The following is a 19,538-nucleotide window of genomic DNA, read 5'->3' as shown; positions in this document are numbered from 1 at the left end:
CGGTCTCACCCCCGGGCGGCGTTCAGCCGCTCATAGCCGATGAGGCTCACAATCTGCTCCGCAATCAACCGGCTGTCGTGCCGGGCGTAGGTGGCAAAGTGGACGAAGTTGCGCGCAATCACCCGCAGCCCTTGCCGGTACAAGGCCTCGATGTCCACCAGCACCGGGTACGCCCCTTGCGCCTGGTACTTCTCGAGCGCTTCCGGCGGCAGCGATGCCGCGTTGACGAGGATGTAATCGAACAGCGGCCGGCCGATGTGGCGGTAGATCACGTCGACGTGCTGGGACGCCGTGTATCCGTCCGTCTCTCCCGGCTGGGTCATGACGTTGCACACGTAGATCTTCTTCGCGCGGCTGTCCGCCACGGCCTCCGCCAGCCCCGGGACCAGGAGGTTCGGCAGCACGCTGGTGTACAGGCTGCCCGGTCCGATGACGATGGCGTCCGCCTCCCGGATGGCCGACACCACCTCCGGCAGCGGCTCGGGATTGGGCGGCACCAGCTCCACCCGTTCAATCCGTCCGCCTGCCTGCGGGATGTTCGACTCCCCCTCCACCACGCTCCCGTCGGCCAACACGGCCCGCAGCACCACGTCCTCGCGGACCGCCGGCAACACCCGCCCCCGGACCGCCAGCACACGGCTGGTCTCCCGGATGGCAGACACGAAATCGCCCATGATGTGCGTCATCGCCGCGAGGAACAGGTTGCCGAAACTGTGGCCCGCGAGCCCTTGACCGGCGGGAAAGCGAAACTGCAGGAGGCGCTCCAGCAGGGGCTCCGTGTCCGCCATGGCGACCAGGCAGTTGCGGATGTCGCCCGGCGGCGGGATTGCCAAATCGGTGCGGAGGCGTCCCGAACTGCCGCCGTCGTCCGCGACGGTGACCACCGCCGTCAGGTCCACGTCAAACTCCTTCAACCCCCGCAGCACCACCGACAGGCCCGTGCCGCCGCCGATGGCGACGATGCGCGGCCGCCGCCGCTGTTGTTCCAACCGCCGCCGGGCCGCGCGCAGCTCCCGCCACCACCCGTAGGCCAGCAGGAGCACCGCGATGGCGAGCACCACCGCCGCCAGGGCCAACGCCTGCCCGCTCCAGCGGACGATGACCAGGGCGCCGGCGAGCATGCCGCAGCCGAAACAGCCGATGGTCCACGCCCACAACCACCAGTGCCGCACCGTTCAGCCCTCCCGGCCGCAGTCGCGGTGAGTCAGATGCGCATCCGTGCGATTCCGGATGTGTTCGTACAGATGTCTGCTGATGGCCACCGAGCGGTGCTTGCCGCCCGTGCAGCCGATGCCGATGACCAGATGGCTCTTGCCTTCCTTGGTGAACTGAGGGATCAGGAAATCGACCATATCCTCCAAGCGGCTGAGGAACTCCTGGGTCGCCGGCTGTTCCATGACGTACTCGTACACCGGTGCGTCCTCCCCGGTGTACGGGCGCAAGGATTCGACGTAATGCGGATTGGGCAAGAAGCGCACGTCGAACACCAGATCCGCGTCGATGGGGATGCCGTACTTGAAGCCGAACGAGATGATGTGGACAGGGAGACCCCCTCTCGGGTCCGCGAACAGGCGCGCCATCTCGCGTTTGAGCTGCGCCGGTTTCCAGTGCGTCGTGTCCATCACCTGGTCGGCTTCCCGCCGAACCTGTTCCAACGCGGTCCGCTCCGCCTGAATGCCGTCCAGCAGCCGCGCCCCGTCGACGAACGGGTGGCGGCGGCGGGTCTCCTTGAACCGGCGCACCAGCGTCGCGTCGTCCGCGTCCAGAAAGAGCACGGTCAGCCGCACGTCCGGATTCGCCCGCAACTGCCGGACCGTATCGGTGAACGGTTGGAACAGCTCGCCCCCGCGCAGATCGCAGGCCAGCGCCACGCGGCGCACCTGGCCGCTGGCCTGGCCCACCAATTCGACGAATTTCGGGATCAAGGCGGGCGGCAGATTGTCGACGCAAAAGAAGCCGAAGTCTTCCAAGGCCTGCATGGCCACCGTCTTGCCCGCGCCCGACATGCCCGTGATGACGATGACCCGAATCGGCTCCTTCACGCCCCTTCCCCCCTCGCTTCACGGGCCGATGCGGTCCCCGCGGGGGACCTGGCCCCTTCTCCAGCGCGTCAGGCGCGCTGCATCGCCAGGCGGGCGGCGCCGACCACCCCGGCGCCGTTGCCCAGTTTCGCCAAGCGGAGCAAGGTGGCCTCGGCCACCAGACGCTGGGCGGATTCGGTGAATGCGGCTCGCGCCGGCTCCAGCAGCAGATCGCCCGCCTTCGAAACGCCCCCGCCGATGACGATGACGTCCGGATTGAGCACGACGGCCGCCTGCGCCAGGCCAAAGCCGAGCCAGCGGCCGGCTGTCTCCAGGACCCGCCGGGCCGCCTCGTGATCCCGGGCCAGCCTCGCCACGTCCGCCGCCCCGTCAATCCGTTCGTCCGGCGGCAGCATGCCCGCCGCCTGCCGCTCCCGCGCCTCCCGGACGATGGCCGTCGCCGATGCCACGGTCTCCAGGCAGCCGGTCTGACCACAGTTGCACAGCAGCCCGCCCTCGCGCACCACGCGCATGTGGCCGATCTCGCCGGCCATCCCGTTGGCCCCGTGGTGCAGCCGGCCGCCAATGACCACGCCCCCGCCGACGCCCGTGCCGACGGTGGTGCACAACACCGTGTGCGCCCCGGCCCCGGCGCCCGCCCAGGCCTCCCCGAGCGCCGCCAGGTTCGCGTCGTTGTCCACCGACACCGGCATGCCGAGCACATCCGCCAACAGTTCCGCCAGCGGCACCTCGCGCCACCCCAAGTTGATGGCCTCGACCACGACGCCGCGCGCCAGATCGAGAAACGCCGGCACGCCCACGCCGGCGCCGCGAATGACCCCCGGGTCCATTCCGCAGGCGTCCGCCATCCCGCGCAGGGTCTCGCGCAGGCGCAGACACAGGTCCGCCGGGCCCCGCCCGGCCTCCGTCGGAATGGCCTGCTGCGCCACCAGCCGGCCCCCGTCATCGACGATGGCCGCCTTCACGCTGGTGCCCCCGATGTCAACGCCGAACCACATCTTCGCCGCGCCTCCCCTCCACCGGGATGGCGCTCCCCTGCACATCCGGCTGCATGCGCCAATCCAACAGGTCCCGATCCGCTGTGTATGTGAAGTTTCCGAAAAACACCGTGTCCGCTCCATTTCGGCACGCCCACAGGGTGTGCCGGATCATCACCCGGTCGCCCTCGTCCATCGGCAGACGGGCCAGGTCCTCCGGCGGGATCAGGGCGAGCGTCCCCTCTGTGCAGACCTCCCGCAACTGCCCCTCGGCGGAATCGGCGGAAAACTGGGCAATCAGGCGATGCTGCTCCCCGTCCGGGCCCAGCTCGCGCAGCAAGTGCACACCGCGCAGCCGCAACCCGTCCACCCGCAGCCCGGCCTCCTCCCACATCTCCCGGCGCGCCGCCTCCGGCCAAGCCTCGAATGGCTCCACCTTGCCGCCCGGAAGCACCCACCAGCCTCGGCGCGGCTTCTGGAGCATGACCACCCTGCCGCCGATCTGCGCGAAGCAATTCACGATGATGAGCACGACAGGTCACCTCGCCGCAGCCGTGTCCGGTGACATCCCGAACGGCCGCGTGATGAAAAGAAGAAAAAACCTTGCGCCCGCCGGTGTATCCGGCCGGCTCCACCGGTAGCATACCATTCCCGGATGGATAAAAAAAGTTGGCGCCAGTCCGGCGCCGGAAGCGAGTGTATATTGAAAAGGGGGTCAAATGTGATGCATCTTCATCATACAACCCGGGTGTTTCATTTGTGTTACACCCGGGTTAAGATCGTGTGACATTCCACCGCTTCCTGGCGCGCCTCGGCACAGTGGAGCAACTGCGCCGCCACCCGATCCCGCTCGGGAAACCGCCGAACGCGCGTCCTCCTCACGGCATCGTCACGAAGTAACAGCTCAATTTCCCCGCCGCCTTGCTCAAAGCGGACACCGAGACGTGGAACCACTGGGCCACGTCCTTCTGGCGCACCGGTTCGTTGTGCCGTTTCAACACCGCGTACAGCAGCGCGGCCATCCACACCTCCGGCTTGCCCACGGCCCGGTCCGTGCGTTGGAACGCGTGCCGCAGATATCCGACCCAGACCCGCCGCGCCTCCGCCACGTACCGGGCCTTGCGGTGGTTCCGCAGCCACTCGGTCACCCGTTCGAGGACTTGGCGCCAAACGGGATCGACCGCGAGGATCACGTCCTTGGGGACCTCGCTCATCCGCAGCGACACCCATTCCCCGTCCCGCCACAGCTCCACCCGCCCGCGCGCGCCCATCCGCTGCAGGGCGTGCAGCGCGGCGGCCTGCTGCGGCGGCGCGATGTCCTGGCGGCGCAGATAGGCGCGCAGCGCCTTCTCCGCGTCCTGGTCGGCGATGATGGCCAGGATGCGGATGACGGCCCGCTGGGTCTCGGCCGCCCCGTGCCGCAATCCCCAGTACAGGGACGCGCGCAGCAGCGGATCCTGCCGCCACGCCGCCAGGTCCCCCGACTCCAGGCGCGCTTTCATCTTCGCGAACTGCGCCTCAATCGGCAATTCGTACTGGTAGCTGACGCGCATGAAACGTTGCCCGCTGCGCTCGGCGCGATCGAGCGCCTTCAGGTAGTGCTCCGCCACCTCCGCCATGCCCGACCGTTGGCTGAGCACCCGCCACCAGCGCCGGGCGACGCCGTACTGGCCGCAGTTGGCCGCCGCCGCGGCGAGCGCGTGGATCATCGCCGGATCCGGGTCCCCCGCCAACTTCACCAATTTGGCGAACACCTCGTACGCGGCGCGGTGGTCCCCCACCAGGCCGAGGGTCGTCCCCACTTTAGCCGCGTGATCGTAATGCATCGGAAACAGCTTGCGCAGTTTGGCCACGCACGCCTCATACTGGTCTCGCGGGCCGAGATGCGCGCAGAACACGGTCAAGTTGCAGAGGGCGTGCACGTTTTTCGGATGCTCCGCGAGCACGCGCTCCGCCAGGGCGACCGCCTGGTCATACTGGCCGGTGTAATAGTAGGCGAGCGACAGGTTGTTCAGCGCCGCGGTGTTCCCCGGATCCTGCTGGGTGACGCGCTCCAGCCACTCCACGGCGGCCTCGAACTGTCCCTCTTCGAGCAGGTGACGGCCGTCCCGTTTCGCGCTGGCCCGCTCCTTGCGCCGCTGTTCCGCCTGCCAGCGGGCGTACGCCTTGCCGCCGCCGAATTCGTCCATCAGGATGTCGAGCATCTCCACCGCTTCCTGCGCGTACTCGCCGTCGGGGTCGGCGTCCAGATAGCGCAGCACGTACTCCTCCGCGGTTTCGTAGTCCCCCATGTTGGCGTAGTTGTTGGCGAGGTAAAACTGGCACTCGGCCATGGACGGGTCCAAGTTCTGCAAGACGTGCAGCAGCACCTCGTTGGACGCCTCGAAATCGCCAAGTTCGGACAGGACGCCCGCCAGGTTGCAGTAATTGACCGGATTGTCAGGCTCCACCTCGACGGTCCGGCGGAACGCCTTGAGCGCGCGCCGGAGGTCGTTGCGCTCAAGGTAGCGAACCCCGCGTTCGAAGAAAAACGCCGCGTCCTGGCGCAACGGGATGACGTTGCCCGGGCGTGCCCCGCGCGAGCCTGTCTGGGTATTTCGATCCATGTGAGCACCTCCCTCACCACTACGTACCGCAGAAGGGTGGGGGGCTTGCCGCGAAGCGGCTCGCTGTCGCGCAGGAGCGAAGCGGCATGCCCCACATCCAAAGGTACTGAAAGTATATCACAGCGGATGCAGGGGATGAAGTTCACCCGATTTCGCGTGCGTGCTATAATAATTGAATTCGGACCTGGTATTGCAATTGTCGAGGTGAAGTCATGTACGAGCAAAAGCAGAGCATTGCCAGCCTGGTGGCGGACCGGCTCGGCGTCGCGGCAGACGACGTGTGGATGGCGATAGAATACCCGCCCGACCCGCGGTTGGGCGATCTGGCGCTGCCCTGCTTCCGCTTCGCGAAGACGCTGCGCAAGGCCCCGCCGGCCATCGCGGCCGACGCGGCGGAGGTGCTGCGGCAGTCGGGCCTGTTCGCGCGGGTGGACGTGGCGGGCGGGTACGTCAATGTGACGCTGCGGCGCGGGCCGGTGGCCGCCGGCGTGATCGACCAGGCGCAGCGCGACGTCGCGGCCCTCTTCTCGCGCCGCCGCCACACGGGCAGGCGGGCGGCGGTCGACTACTCGTCGCCGAACATCGCGAAGCCCTTCGGCGTCGGCCACCTGCGCTCAACGATGATCGGCCAGTCCATCTGCCGCCTGCTCGCCGCGGACGGATTCGAGGTCGTGGGCATCAACCACCTGGGCGACTGGGGGACCCAGTTCGGGAAGAACATCGTCGCCTACCTGAAGTGGGGCGACGAGGAGACGGTGCGCCGCGACCCGGTCAAGGAGCTGTTCCGGCTGTACGTGCGTTTCCACGAGGAGGCGAAGGACAAGCCGGAGTTGGAGGACGAAGCGCGGGCTTGGTTCAAGCGCCTGGAGGACGGGGACGAGGAGGCCACCCGCCTGTGGAAGTGGTTCATCGCCGAGAGCCTGAAGGCGTTCGAGCAGACCTACCGGCGGCTCGGCGTGCGGTTTGACCATTACCTCGGCGAGAGCTTCTACAACGACAAGATGGACGCCGTCGTCGACGAGCTGCGCCAGCGCGGGCTGCTCACGGAGAGCGAGGGCGCCGAGGTGGTGGATCTCTCCGCCTGGAACATGCCCCCCTGCATCATCCGCAAGTCGGACGGAGCCACCATCTACGCCACGCGCGACCTGGCGGCGGCGCTGTACCGGCACGATGTGCTGGGGGCGACCGACCTCATCTACGTGGTCGGCGCGGAGCAGAAACTGCACTTCGCCCAGGTGTTCAAGGTCCTCGAGCTGATGGGACGCGACTGGGCGGCGCACTGCCACCACATCGCGTTCGGCATGATGAAGTACAACGGCGAGCGCCTCTCCACCCGCCGCGGCAAAGTGGTGTATCTGGAGGAGGTGCTGGAGCGCGCGGTGCAGGAGGCGCGGGCCATCATCGAGGAGAAAAACCCGGGCCTCCCGGACAAAGACCGGGTCGCGGAGACGGTCGGCATCGGGGCGGTGGTGTTCAACGACCTCAAGAACAACCGCCTGCACGACGTCGACTTCCGCTGGGAGGACGTCCTCAACTTCGACGGCGAGACGGGGCCGTACGTCCAGTACACGCACGCCCGCGCCTGCAGCGTCCTGCGCCGGGCGGAAGCCGAAGGGGTGCCGGTGACCTCCCCGCCGGTGTTGGCGGACGAGGCGTTGGCAGACAGCGAGTGGCAGTTGGTGCACCAGTTGGCCCAGTCCAACGAGTCCCTGGAGCGGGCCGTCGACGGGTTCGATCCGTCGGTCATGGCCCGCCACGTCCTCGACGTGTGCCACGCCTTCAACCGCTTCTACCACGATGCCCCCATCCTCGGGGCGGAGGACGACCTGCGCGCCTTCCGCCTCGCCCTGACGGACGCCACCCGGCGGGTGCTGGCCCACGGCCTGTACCTGCTCGGCCTCGAGGCGCCGGAGGCGATGTGAGCGGCGTCCCCGGACCTCCGGGGACGCTCCCAGGATGTGCAGATGCGAAGGAGGCACAGGGATGTTCCCCTGTGCCTCTCTGTGTGGTTCCATTCGGCCGGCTGTCCCCTCTGCGGGACACGGCGTCACACGGACCGATGGGTGTGGCGCCCGCCTGACCCGGCCGTCACATGTAGGGACGCGGGTTCACCGCCCGGCCGCCGATGCGCACCTCGTAGTGCAGGTGCGGGCCGGTGACGTTGCCCGTCGCGCCCGAGTAGCCAATGACCTGCCCCTTGGCGACGCGTTGTCCCGGATGCACGGCCGTACGCGACAGATGGCCGAACACGGTCTCAATCCCGTTGCCGTTGTCGATCTTCACCCAGATCCCGTAGCCGCCGCTGTTCCAGCCGGCGTCCTCGACCGTGCCGTTGTTGGTGGCGTACACAGGGGTGCCGACAGGGCAGCCGATGTCGACGCCCGGGTGAAACTCTCCTCCACCCAGACTCCGGTATCCAAATCCCGAAGTGATGACGTAAGAGGGCGAGGGCCAGATCCAGTTCCCGTCGGCGACGCCGCTGTTTGTCCCCCGCTTGGCGACCGCCTGCTGCGGCGCTTGGACCACCTGTTTACTGACGACCTCGCTGCTCACCAGTTTGCCGTTGACATACCGGTCGCGGACCTGCTCCTTCGCCACCCCCGGTTTGCCCGGCGTGACGACCTTGACCTGGCCTTTGGCCATTTGGTTGTCATCGACGTAACGCGTGGTGTACGGGACGGTGACGGTCTTGGTGACCACCTCTTCGGTCTCCACCTGGAGCAACGGAGCCGCCGCATCTTCCCCGGACACTGCCTTCGCCCCGGTTTGCACGGCGTCCGCCGTCTGGAGCAACGAGTTCTCCCCGCGCCCGGACAGCCGGTTGCCGCCGCGGTGCAAGAGCACGCCCACCGCCGCCTCGGGAGACAGGATGTTGGAGATGGCGGTCTCCACCGGCACCACCGCTACGTCGCCGACGAAATGCGCACGGGCTCCCGCCGGCAGCTTCGCCGGCGTCAGCGCTGTGCGAACCGTTTCCAAAACCTGATTCGCGTCCGCCGCGGTCCGGGTATACACCAACGGCTTCCCGTTCAACGCGATGGCCACTGCGTCGGTGGGCATGGATGCCACCGTCTGCCAATCGTATCCCGCCGCCACATGTGTATGGACCGGTGCAAAACGTACGTCCACATGGTACCCAAGGGCAATCCGCTGCATGGCCTGAGTTGTGTCCGGTTCATTGGGAACCATGCCGACATACGTCCCGTCCGTGTATACCCGCGCCCATGCCTGGGTGGTTTCGATGTGCGCCAACGCCGCATACGAACCACCGAGCAACAGCGCCGCGCCCGCTGCCGACGCCAAGGCCAGACGGGGATGCGAAACCCGCTGCCACTGATCCTTCCAGTACGCCTTCCACTCCGACCACTGTTCCTTCGTCCGTGCGCCGAGTTTCTGTCTCCAACCGGCCTCTTCGCTGGCAGGTGCCAACCCCCCAACCGGGTTGGCGGATGTCAGCCTCACAAACAACCCCTCCCCCGTCGGCCCAGACTTCGGCCGAGGGGGCTAATTCGACAAAGAACGCCAGAATCCTGCCTCGTTCGCGGATTTGACACGAAATTCATCAAAACACGGCACAGATCGGCTTCAATCGGGGTCCATCTGCTCCTCTATCGCGTCGGCGAGCTGTTCCGAGAACTGCTGCGCCGCGTTGAATCCGATGCGCTTCAGGCGGTGGTTCATCGCCGCCACCTCGATGATCACGGCCAGGTTGCGGCCGGGCCGAACCGGAATGGTCAACGACGGCAGTTCGGTGTCGAGGATGCGCACCGTCTGCTCGTCGATGCCCAGGCGGTCGTACGCCACGTCGTCCCGCCACGCCTCCAGGTGGACCACCATCGCCAGCTTCTTGTGGGTGCGGACCGCCCCCGCCCCGAACAGGGTCATCGCGTTCAAGACGCCGAGCCCGCGGATCTCGAGCAGGTATTGCAGCAACGCGGGCGCGCTGCCGACCAGCGTGTTGTCCGACACCTGCCGGATGATCACGGCGTCGTCCGCCACCAGCCGGTGGCCGCGCTTGATCAACTCCAACGCCGTCTCGCTCTTGCCGATACCGCTCGATCCGGTGATGAGGATCCCGATGCCGTAGACGTCGACCAACACCCCGTGCACCAAGGTCTCCGGGGCGAGCCGCTCCTCCAAGAAGGTCGAGATGACGGACGCCGCACGCGTGGTCACATGCGTCGTGCCCAGCACGGGCAGCCCGCGGCTGGACGCCTCCCGCAGCAGCGACTCCGGCGGCGCCTCGCCGCGGGTGACGACGACGCACGGCGTCTGTTCATAGGAGCAGAACGCGAACACCCGGAGGGCCTGTTCGCGGCTGTCCATGCCGCGCAAAAAGGACAGTTCGGTCCGGCCGAGCAATTGAATCCGCTCGGCCGCGTGATAACGGAGGTAACCGGCCAGGGCCAAGCCCGGCCGGTTGATGTCGACCGTCGTGATGGGGCGGTTCAGGTTGGCATCCGGATTGAACACCGTCAGCCCCAGCCCCCGCACCAATTCATGGACAGGTACAGCGCGTGGTGTGCTCATTTCACAGTCGCCGGCTCTGCGGCGAACGGCACAGCCTCCTCGGTCTCCTGATTGAAAATGTGGATCTTGTTCAGGTCCATCGCCAGCCGCAGCGGGGTGCCGGGATGCATCTCGTGCCGGGCGCTGACACGCGCGACCAGCGGCTGCCCGGACGCGTCCACGTGCAGGTACAGCTCCGACCCCATGTGCTCGACGACCTCCACCCGCGCGTTGACCACGGCGTCCGGGTACGTCTCCAGGGTCAATTCATCGGAGTGCAGGTCTTCCGGGCGCACCCCCAACACCACCGGTCGGCCGACCACCCCGGCCTGACGCAGCGCCGCATAGCGGCCTTCCGGCAGGCGGATGGAGATGCCGGCCGTGCGGAAGTAGATGCTGCCGCCCTCCTCCGCCAGCTCGCCGCGAATGAAGTTCATGGCCGGTGAACCGATGAAGCCCGCGACGAACATGTTCTTGGGGTGATTGTACACCTCCTGGGGCGTGGCCTCCTGTTGAATCACGCCGTCCCGCATGACCACGATCCGATCCCCCATGGTCATGGCCTCCGTCTGGTCGTGGGTGACGTAGATCACCGTCGTCTGGATACGTTGGTGCAGCTTGCGGATCTCGGCCCGCATCTGCACGCGCAGCTTGGCGTCCAGGTTGGACAGCGGCTCGTCCATCAGGAACACCGCCGGCTCGCGGACAATCGCACGCCCCAAGGCCACGCGCTGGCGCTGGCCGCCGGAGAGCGCCTTGGGCTTTCGGTCAAGCAGGTGCTCGATGTCCAGGATCTTCGCCGCCGCGCGGACGCGTTGATCGATCTCCGCCTTCGGCATCTTGCGCAACTTCAGGCCGAACGCCATGTTCTGATACACGGTCATGTGCGGATACAGGGCGTAGTTCTGGAACACCATGGCGATGTCGCGGTCCTTCGGCGCGACGTCGTTGACCCGCCGGTCTCCAATGTAGAGGTCGCCGGAGGTGATGTCCTCGAGCCCCGCGATCATCCGCAGCGTCGTCGTCTTCCCGCACCCGGACGGACCGACGAACACGACGAACTCCTTGTCCTGGATGTCCAAGTTGAAATCCTTGACCGCCACGAAATCGTTGCTGTACTTCTTCCACACGTGCTGAAGCTGTACGCGAGCCACGCCGCCATCCCCCACAAAGCGATTTCATCGCCGGCGCAAACGAGCCTCCCGCGTGCCCCAAGCGGGGGCGCCACCGACGCGGACGGACCGCGCCGTCCCGTGAAGCCGTTCGCTCCGCGATGTTCTGACTCCAGTCTACCAACGGCGAGCGCCGGCGCGGGACGTGCAGACTGCACCTGCTTTGTGCCGCCGCCTGTGCAGGTTGTTCAGCGCCGCGGCGCATCCGGCGCCGAGGCCTGGAGGCGGCTGGCCAGCCACAACACCAGGGCATCCTGAAACGTGCGCACGTCGTATCCCGTCTGCTGCCGGATCCGCTCGATGCGGTTCATCAGGGTGTTCCGATGCAAGTACAGGAGCCGCGACGCCTCGCTGACGTTCAGATTGGCCGACACCATGCCTTCGAGCGTCTCCACCATCTCCCGGCTCAGCGTCAGGACTCCGTCGGGGGCACGCTGCGACGCCGCCGCCAGAAAGGCCGACCGGGCCGCGCCCCCCACCTGCTGCAAGAGGTGACCGACGGGGTCTTCCCCCCAGGTGTACACCAGGGCCTGTCGCCACCGGTCCTGCACCTCGACCGCAGCGGCCAGCGTGGTCATTCCCCAGTGCCAGTGCTGCGGCCCGTCCATCCAGGCACCGGCCGCCACCCGGGCCGGCACCCAGGCGTCGGCGGCGAGGACGTCGAGCAGGCTGTTCAGGCGCTGGCGCAGCCACCGCCTCGCCTCTTCGGGCCCGGACTTCGTTTCCCGCCCGTCGAGCGGGATGACGAGCAGGGCGGCCCATCCCGGATCCGCGGCGATCCAGCCAATCACCTGGTCTCGCACCAGCTCCGTCAACACATCCCGGGCGGCCGCCCGGCCGGTATCCCCGTCCGTCCGCAAACAGGCGAGGCAAGCCGGGAATGGGATCTCCTCGTCCGGCCACGACAACGCCTCGGGCACCACGGGATCGGCTGCACTGGGCCACGGACCGTGCCCCGCGCCGGGCGTCGGCCGCGCCCCGGCATCCGATTCGGGCTCCGTGTGGCGCGCCGCGCGGTCCAACACACGAGCCGCCCAAGCGCAGACGGCCTCCCGCCAGGTCTGCCGCCGGACGGCGTGGGCTTGGCGCAACGTCCACGCGAGAGCCGAGCGGGCCGCGGCATCGCCCGCCCAACCGGGGAAGGCCACCTCCCCGGCCCACCCCAGCGACAGCCGCCATTCGTCCTCCTGGCGCCGCCACTGCCCGACCGGGCGCGCGGGCCACGCCCCAGGGCCGCCACCGACCCCGGGACCGCCGGCGGGATCGGCGCTGTCGCCCTCCAAGGCGATCCCGTGCCACCGCCACTCGTACCCGAGCACCGGCGCCCAGGCGCGCAGCGGCGCCTCCCACCAGGCGTCCGGTTTCATACCGTGCGCCGGGCCGGCTCCGCCGCCGTCTGCCGTCCCCGCGCACGGGCGCGATCGCGCTCGAGAATCGGCCCGAGGAACCGCCCGGTGTGCGACTTCTTCACCCGCGCCACCTCCTCGGGGGTGCCGGTCGCCACCACCTGGCCGCCGCCGGCACCGCCCTCCGGACCGAGGTCAATCAGGTAGTCCGCCGTCTTGATGACATCCAGGTTGTGCTCGATGACGAGCACCGTGTCGCCGTTGTCGACCAACCGGTGCAGCACCACCAGCAGCTTCTCGATGTCCGCCACGTGCAGGCCGGTGGTCGGCTCATCCAGGATGTACAGCGTGCGTCCGTTGCTCCGCCGGTGCAGCTCGGAGGCCAGTTTCACGCGCTGCGCCTCCCCACCGGACAGGGTGGTCGCCGGTTGGCCCAGCTTCATGTAGCCGAGGCCCACGTCCGCCAGGGTCTGCAGCTTGCGCGCGATGCGCGGGATGTTTTCAAAGAACTCCAGCGCGTCGTCCACCGTCATGTCGAGCACGTCGGCAATGCTCTTGCCCTTGTACTTGACCTCGAGGGTCTCGCGGTTATACCGCTTGCCCTTGCACACCTCGCACGGCACGTACACGTCGGGCAGAAAATGCATCTCAATCTTGATGATGCCGTCGCCCCGGCAGGCCTCGCAGCGGCCGCCGCGCACGTTGAAGCTGAAGCGGCCCTTCCGGTAACCGCGCATCTTCGCCTCGTTGGTGCTGGCGAACAAATCGCGGATGTCGTCGAACACCCCGGTGTACGTCGCGGGATTGGAGCGCGGCGTGCGGCCGATGGGGGATTGATCAATATCCACCACCTTGTCCAGGTGCTCCAACCCGAGGATGGCCTCGCACGCGCCCGGCCGCACGCGGGCCCGGTTCAGGTCGCGCGCCAAGGTCTTGTACACCACCTCGTTCACCAGCGTCGACTTGCCCGAGCCGGACACGCCGGTCACGCACGTGAACAGGCCGATGGGGACGTCCACCGTGATCCCCTTCAGGTTGTTCTCGGTCGCGCGCACGACGCGCAGGAAGCGCCCGTCCGGTTGCCGGCGCTTCTCCGGCACCGGGATGAACCGCCGCCCCGAGAGGTATTGTCCGGTCAGCGAGCGCTCGTCCGCCATGATCTCCTCCGGCGTCCCCGCGCTGACCACCGTGCCGCCGTGCATGCCCGCCCCCGGGCCCATGTCGATGATGTAATCGGCCGCCAGCATCGTGTCCTCGTCGTGCTCCACCACAATCAGGGTGTTGCCCAAATCGCGCATGTGCTCCAGCGTCCGGATGAGCCGCTCGTTGTCCCGCTGGTGCAGGCCGATGCTCGGCTCGTCGAGGATGTACAGCACCCCGGTCAGACTCGATCCGAGCTGCGTCGCGAGCCGGATCCGCTGCGCCTCCCCGCCCGACAGGGTCCCGGCCGAACGGGCCAGCGTGAGGTACTCCAGCCCCACATCCCGCAGGAAGCCGAGCCGCGCCTCAATCTCCCGCAGGATCAGGCGGGCGATGGCGAACTCCTTCTCGCTCAGTTTCAGATTCCCGAAGAACGCGAGCGCCTCCGTCACCGAGAGCTCCGTGACCTCGGCGATGTTCTTCCCGCCGACGCGCACCGCCAGGCTTTCCGGCCGCAGCCGCCGGCCTTTGCACGCCGCGCACGGGTGCGCGGTCATGAAGCCCTCGATGAATTCGCGGATGGAGTCCGACGTCGTCTCGCGGTACCGCCGCTCCAGATTCGGGATGACGCCCTCGTACAGGATCTCGGTGGTCTTGACCTGGCCGAATTCGTTCTCGAAGGTGAACCGGATGCGCGCCCCGTCGCCGTACAACAGGCGGTGCAACTGCTCCTCCGGGATCTCCGCCACGGGCACGTCCATCGGGATGCCGAACGACTTGCAGGCCGCTGCCAACAGCTGCGGGTAGTACGTCGAGGTCGATCCGAGCCATGGCGCGATGGCCCCTTCCTCCAAGCTCAGGCTGCGGTCGGGGATCACCAGGTCCGGGTCCACCTCCATGTGCACGCCCAGGCCGCTGCACGACTCGCATGCCCCGAACGGGCTGTTGAACGAGAACATCCGCGGCGCCAGTTCCCCGACGCTGAAGCCGCAGTTGGGGCAGGCGTTGTTCTGGCTGAACAACAGCTCCTCCCGGCCCATCACCTCAATCAACACCAACCCGCCCGCCAGGCCGAGCGCCGTCTCGAGGGAATCCGCCAACCGGGTCGCCACGTCCGGGCGGACGATGATGCGGTCCACCACGACCTCGATGTTGTGCTTCTTGTTCTTCTCCAGCGGGATGGGCTCGGCCACCTCGCGCACCTCGCCGTCCACCCGCACCCGGACGTAGCCCATCTTGCGGATGTCCTCGAACAGCTTCTGGTGCTCGCCTTTCCGCCCGCGCACCACCGGTGCCAGCACCTGCAGGCGCGTGCCCTCCGGGTACTCCAACACGCGATCCACCATTTGCTCCACCGTCTGCGAGGTGATGGGAATGCCGCACTTCGGGCAGTACGGGTGTCCGACGCGCGCGAACAGAAGGCGCAGATAGTCGTAGATTTCCGTCACCGTTCCCACCGTGGAGCGCGGGTTGCGGCTGGTCGTCTTCTGGTCGATGGAGATGGCCGGTGACAACCCTTCGATGCTGTCGACGTCCGGCTTGTCCATCTGCCCCAGGAACTGCCGGGCATAGGCGGACAGCGATTCCACGTACCGGCGCTGCCCTTCCGCGTAAATGGTGTCGAAGGCCAACGATGACTTGCCAGACCCGCTCAATCCCGTCAGGACGACGAATTGGTTTCGGGGGATGGTAACGTCGATGTTCTTCAAGTTGTGGGCGCGCGCGCCCTTGATCACGATGGCGTCCCGACTCATCGCCTACCTCACCTGCCCATCACCCGCGCACCGGCCGGCGGCTCCATCCGCCCGGTCCGCGGTTTCCAGTATTGATGTGACCTCTCTGACCCGGACGGCGCCCTCATCCGGCGCGCTCGGACAGTTCGATGATCAGATCGCGCAGCTCGGCGGCGCGCTCGAACTGCAGCTCCTTGGCCGCCGCCTTCATCTCCGCCTCGAGCTTGGCGATGAGTTGCCTCCGCTCCTTGGCGGACATCTCCTTGGCCCGTTCCGCCACCGACACGTAGTCCGATTTGGTCTCCGCCGCCTTGGTCGCCTCGATGACGTCCCGCACCGCCTTCTGCACCGTCTGCGGCGTGATGCCGTGCGCCTCGTTGTACGCCATCTGCTTGCGTCGGCGCCGCTGCGTCTCCTCGATGGCGATCCGCATCGACTCCGTGATCTGGTCGGCATACATGATCACCATGCCGTTGGCGTTGCGGGCCGCGCGCCCGATGGTCTGGATGAGGGAGCGCTCGGCGCGCAGGAAGCCCTCCTTGTCCGCATCGAGGATGGCGACGAGGGACACCTCCGGCAGGTCCAACCCCTCGCGCAAGAGGTTGATGCCCACCAGCACGTCGAACACCCCAAGCCGGAGCTCGCGCAAGATCACCATGCGCTCGATGGTCTTGATGTCCGAGTGCAGGTAGCGCACCTTGATGCCCAGTTCCTTCAGGTAGTCCGTCAGGTCCTCCGCCATCTTCTTGGTCAGCGTCGTCACCAGCACCCGCTCGCCGCGGCGGATGCGCAGGTTGATCTCGCCGACGAGATCGTCTATCTGGCCCTGGATGGGCCGCACGACGACCTCCGGATCGAGCAGGCCCGTCGGCCGGATGATCTGCTCCACCCGTTTCTCCTCGTGTTCGATCTCGTACGGTCCCGGCGTGGCCGACACGTACACCACCTGGCCGATGCGCTGCTCGAACTCCTCGAACGTCAGCGGCCGGTTGTCCGCCGCAGAGGGCAGGCGGAAGCCGTACTCAATCAACGTCTCCTTGCGCGACCGGTCGCCGCCGTACATGCCCCGGATCTGGGGCAGGGTGACGTGCGACTCGTCGATGAACGTGACGAAGTCGTCCGGGAAGTAGTCCAGCAGGGTGTGCGGCGGCTCCCCGGCCGCCCGTCCCTCCAGGTGGCGGGAGTAGTTCTCAATGCCGGAGCAGAACCCCATCTCCTGCATCATCTCGATGTCGTACAGGGTCCGCTGCTCCAGGCGCTGCGCCTCCAGAAGCTTGTTCTGGGCGCGCAGCTCCGCCAGCCGCTGCGCCAGCTCCTCCTTGATGCGCGCAATGGCCCGCTCCAGCCGTTCGCGCGAGGTGACGTAGTGGGAGGCCGGGTAGATGCCGACGTGCTCGCGCACGCCAAGGATCTCGCCGGTGAGCACGTCGATTTCGGTCACCCGGTCGATTTCGTCGCCGAACAGCTCCACGCGAATCGCCTGCTCCCCGCGCGAGGCCGGGAAGATCTCGATGGTGTCGCCGCGCACGCGGAACGTCCCTCGGGTGAAGTTGATGTCGTTGCGCTCGTACTGCATGTCGACCAGCCGGCGCAGGATGTCGTCGCGGCTCTTCACCATGCCCGGCCGCAGCGACAGCACGTGATCGCGGTATTCGTCCGGCGAGCCGAGGCCGTAGATGGCCGACACGCTCGCGACCACAATCACGTCCCGCCGCTCCAGCAGCGACGCGGTCGCCGAGTGGCGCAGTTTGTCAATCTCGTCGTTGATCTTGGCGTCCTTCTCAATGAACGTGTCCGTCGACGGGATGTACGCCTCCGGCTGATAGTAGTCGTAGTAACTCACGAAGTATTCGACCGCGTTGTGCGGAAAGAACTCTTTGAACTCCGCCGCCAGCTGGGCGGCCAGCGTCTTGTTGTGTGCAATCACCAGGGTCGGCCGGTTGATGCGGGCGATCACGTTCGCCATTGTGAACGTCTTGCCCGATCCCGTCACCCCCAGCAGGGTCTGATGACGCAGACCCTTTTGCAGGCCATCCACCAGCTCTGCGATGGCCTGCGGTTGATCCCCTTTGGGCTCATACTCGGAAACCAGCTCAAAACGGCCATCCTTCGCAGACATGCGGATCGCCCCTCGTTCGCTGTGTCTCGGGATCCCGGCGCCGCGGCACGGGTCCAGGACGGGGTGCGGGTGCCCACCAGCGCACGCACGCCACGCCGCGCACAGCATCATGATGTCCGTTTTATCTTACCATAAAAACAAAAACGGGAACAAATGTTCTCTGTTGCGGGGAGGAAGAACGGCGGGAGGACGAGAGGCCGGCCGGTGCGGGTCATTTCCCGGCGGATGACCCGTTCCCCGCCGCCGGCCCGGCTCCCGCCGCGTTGGAGGCACGGGTCGCGTTGGCGCCTGTCGTGTTGGAGGCGTTTGCCGCGTTGGAGGCGCCGGACGTGTCCACTGTGGCATTCGCGTCCGGACGCAGGATGACGATGTTGACGCGCCGGTTCATCTGCCGGTGCGCCTCCGTGTCGTTGGGCGCCACCGGGTGATACTCCCCGTACCCCACTCCGCTCAGGCGATCCGGCTGCACGCCAGATGCGGCCAAGAAGTGCACGACCCCGATGGCGCGGGCGGCCGAGAGTTCCCAGTTGGACGGAAACTGCGGGGTGGAGATGGGCTGGTTGTCCGTGTATCCTTCCACGACAATCGCGTTCCCGAGCTTCTGCAGGAACGGCACCAGGCCCTTCAGCAGTTCTTGCGCCTGCGGCTTGATGACCGCCTGCCCGGTGTCGAACAGCACCACGTCCCGGAGCGTGATGCGCACCCCGCGCGGTTCGTTGGCGACGCTCACCTTGTCCTGCAGGTGGTGCTGCTCGATGTACGCCTTCATCTCATTGTACAGGTTGTCGAGCTGTTGGTCGTGCGGCAAATCCGACGACCCTGTATGCGCCTTATCCCCCGTGTCGGCCGGATTGGCGGGGACGACCAGGCCCGTCTTGCCCAGATTCTTCAAAGGAATCTCGCGATCCTGATGCAATGCCGCCGCCAGCGACTGCTGCAGCGTCATGAACTTCGCCACGTCCAGCTTGGACATGGCATACATGATCACAAAAAAGATCATGAGCAGCGTGATCAGGTCCGAGTACGTGATGAGCCACCGCTCGTGGTTGCCGCTCGCGCCGTGGGATTTATGCCTTGGCCGTCTCAACGCCTGCGTCACCCGCTTTCTCCGGGTTGTGCTGCCGTACGGACGGCGCCAGGAAGGCACGCAGCTTCTGATCCAGGATCTTCGGATTCTCCCCGGCCTGGATGGACAAGACGCCTTCCATGACGATCTCGTAGATCAGCCGCTCCGCCTGGTGTTGCCGGCGCAGCTTGTTGGCAATCGGGAGCCAGAACACGTTGGCCGTCGCCACGCCGTACAGCGTCGCGGTGAACGCCGTGGCAATCTGCGGGCCGAGCGCGTCGACGTTGCTGAGGTCGCTGAGCACGTGCACCAAGCCCATCACGGTGCCGATGATGCCCATGGTCGGGGCAAAACCGCCGGCCAGCTCGAAGATGCGCGCGGCCGACTCGTGCCGCTCCTCGATGTACGCCAGCTCAATCTCCAGCATGTTCTTGACCAGCTCCGGATCGACCCCGTCGACCACCAGCTGGATGCCCTTCTGCAGAAACGGATCGCTGGCATCCGCGGCCCGGTCTTCGAGCGCCAGGATGCCCTCCCGGCGCGCCGTCGCGGCCAGCTCGACGAGCGTGTCGATGACGTCCAACGGAGACCGCTGCCGGTTGCGCATCGACACCCCGATGTACCGGATGATCCCGAAGAAGTCGCGCAGCGACACCGAGGTCAGCGTGGCGCCCAACGTCCCGCCCAGAACAATCAGCGCCGCCGTCGGTTGGAGCAACGCGGTCACGCTGCCTCCGTCGAAGGTGAATCCCAACACCAGGCTCGCCACCGCGGCGGCGATACCGGCAATCGTCGCCAGATCCACCGGTCTTCCACCCTCCCCAGCCG

General features: G+C 67.1%; 14 protein-coding genes. 1 reads left to right on the top strand and 13 read right to left on the bottom strand.

Features of this window, described 5'->3' with window-relative positions:
- Window positions 1-5: 5 nt before the first annotated feature.
- The 5 genes from BM357_RS11595 to BM357_RS11575 all read right to left on the bottom strand — a co-directional run bounded on the left by BM357_RS11595 (window position 6) and on the right by BM357_RS11575 (window position 5,625).
- Window positions 6-1,172 (bottom strand): gluconeogenesis factor YvcK family protein, encoded by a 1,167-nt coding sequence (locus BM357_RS11595; protein ID WP_083430446.1) that lies wholly within the window; start codon window positions 1,170-1,172, stop codon window positions 6-8.
- A gap of 3 nt (window positions 1,173-1,175) precedes the next feature.
- Window positions 1,176-2,042, bottom strand: a complete 867-nt coding sequence (gene rapZ / locus BM357_RS11590; RefSeq protein WP_139234690.1) for an RNase adapter RapZ — start codon at window positions 2,040-2,042, stop codon at window positions 1,176-1,178.
- A 68-nt stretch (window positions 2,043-2,110) separates the two neighbouring features.
- On the bottom strand, window positions 2,111-3,040 hold the full coding sequence (locus BM357_RS11585; protein WP_245783967.1) for an ROK family protein: 930 nt from the start codon (window positions 3,038-3,040) through the stop codon (window positions 2,111-2,113).
- On the bottom strand, window positions 3,024-3,551 hold the full coding sequence (locus BM357_RS11580; RefSeq protein ID WP_074953344.1) for an NUDIX domain-containing protein: 528 nt from the start codon (window positions 3,549-3,551) through the stop codon (window positions 3,024-3,026). The genes BM357_RS11585 and BM357_RS11580 overlap by 17 nt, the downstream gene beginning before the upstream one ends.
- A gap of 346 nt (window positions 3,552-3,897) precedes the next feature.
- Entirely contained in the window at window positions 3,898-5,625 is a 1,728-nt protein-coding gene (locus BM357_RS11575) for a tetratricopeptide repeat protein (RefSeq protein WP_074953341.1), read from the bottom strand.
- 212 nt (window positions 5,626-5,837) lie between these two features.
- On the opposite strand from BM357_RS11575, the gene argS reads away from it, so the two are divergent.
- Complete coding sequence (argS, locus tag BM357_RS11570) at window positions 5,838-7,547, top strand: arginine--tRNA ligase (protein ID WP_074953338.1); 1,710 nt, start codon at window positions 5,838-5,840, stop codon at window positions 7,545-7,547.
- Window positions 7,548-7,713: 166 nt separating this feature from the next.
- Here the strand turns inward: argS and BM357_RS11565 are convergent, their stop codons facing one another.
- The 8 genes from BM357_RS11565 to BM357_RS11530 all read right to left on the bottom strand — a co-directional run bounded on the left by BM357_RS11565 (window position 7,714) and on the right by BM357_RS11530 (window position 19,515).
- Window positions 7,714-9,087 (bottom strand): peptidoglycan DD-metalloendopeptidase family protein, encoded by a 1,374-nt coding sequence (locus BM357_RS11565; protein ID WP_074953336.1) that lies wholly within the window; start codon window positions 9,085-9,087, stop codon window positions 7,714-7,716.
- 123 nt (window positions 9,088-9,210) lie between these two features.
- On the bottom strand, window positions 9,211-10,155 hold the full coding sequence (gene hprK / locus BM357_RS11560) for an HPr(Ser) kinase/phosphatase (protein ID WP_074953333.1): 945 nt from the start codon (window positions 10,153-10,155) through the stop codon (window positions 9,211-9,213).
- The gene (locus BM357_RS11555; RefSeq protein ID WP_074953501.1) at window positions 10,152-11,288 is read right to left on the bottom strand and encodes an ABC transporter ATP-binding protein; all 1,137 of its coding nucleotides are present in this window, start codon (window positions 11,286-11,288) and stop codon (window positions 10,152-10,154) included. Before BM357_RS11555 ends, hprK begins: the two co-directional genes overlap by 4 nt.
- Window positions 11,289-11,494: 206 nt before the next feature.
- A complete protein-coding gene (locus BM357_RS19375) occupies window positions 11,495-12,673 on the bottom strand; it encodes a PucR family transcriptional regulator (RefSeq protein WP_074953329.1) in 1,179 nt (392 codons plus the stop codon).
- Window positions 12,670-15,546 carry an excinuclease ABC subunit UvrA gene (uvrA, locus tag BM357_RS11545; RefSeq protein WP_074953325.1) on the bottom strand — a complete coding sequence of 959 codons (2,877 nt, stop codon included), beginning with the start codon at window positions 15,544-15,546 and terminating at the stop codon, window positions 12,670-12,672. Before uvrA ends, BM357_RS19375 begins: the two co-directional genes overlap by 4 nt.
- A 103-nt stretch (window positions 15,547-15,649) precedes the next feature.
- On the bottom strand, window positions 15,650-17,644 hold the full coding sequence (uvrB, locus tag BM357_RS11540) for an excinuclease ABC subunit UvrB (protein ID WP_074953322.1): 1,995 nt from the start codon (window positions 17,642-17,644) through the stop codon (window positions 15,650-15,652).
- Between the two features lie 211 nt (window positions 17,645-17,855).
- On the bottom strand, window positions 17,856-18,743 hold the full coding sequence (locus BM357_RS11535) for a flagellar motor protein MotB (RefSeq protein ID WP_074953319.1): 888 nt from the start codon (window positions 18,741-18,743) through the stop codon (window positions 17,856-17,858).
- Window positions 18,712-19,515 carry a flagellar motor protein gene (locus BM357_RS11530; protein ID WP_074953316.1) on the bottom strand — a complete coding sequence of 268 codons (804 nt, stop codon included), beginning with the start codon at window positions 19,513-19,515 and terminating at the stop codon, window positions 18,712-18,714. The genes BM357_RS11535 and BM357_RS11530 overlap by 32 nt, the downstream gene beginning before the upstream one ends.
- Window positions 19,516-19,538: the final 23 nt, after the last annotated feature.

The sequence above is a fragment of the Paenalicyclobacillus macrosporangiidus genome, assembly GCF_900116805.1.
Taxonomy (GTDB): Bacteria; Bacillota; Bacilli; order Alicyclobacillales; family Alicyclobacillaceae; genus Alicyclobacillus_H; species Alicyclobacillus_H macrosporangiidus.
The sequence above is the reverse complement of the archived record's forward strand: the minus strand, read 5'-3'. Positions and strand labels throughout refer to the sequence as shown.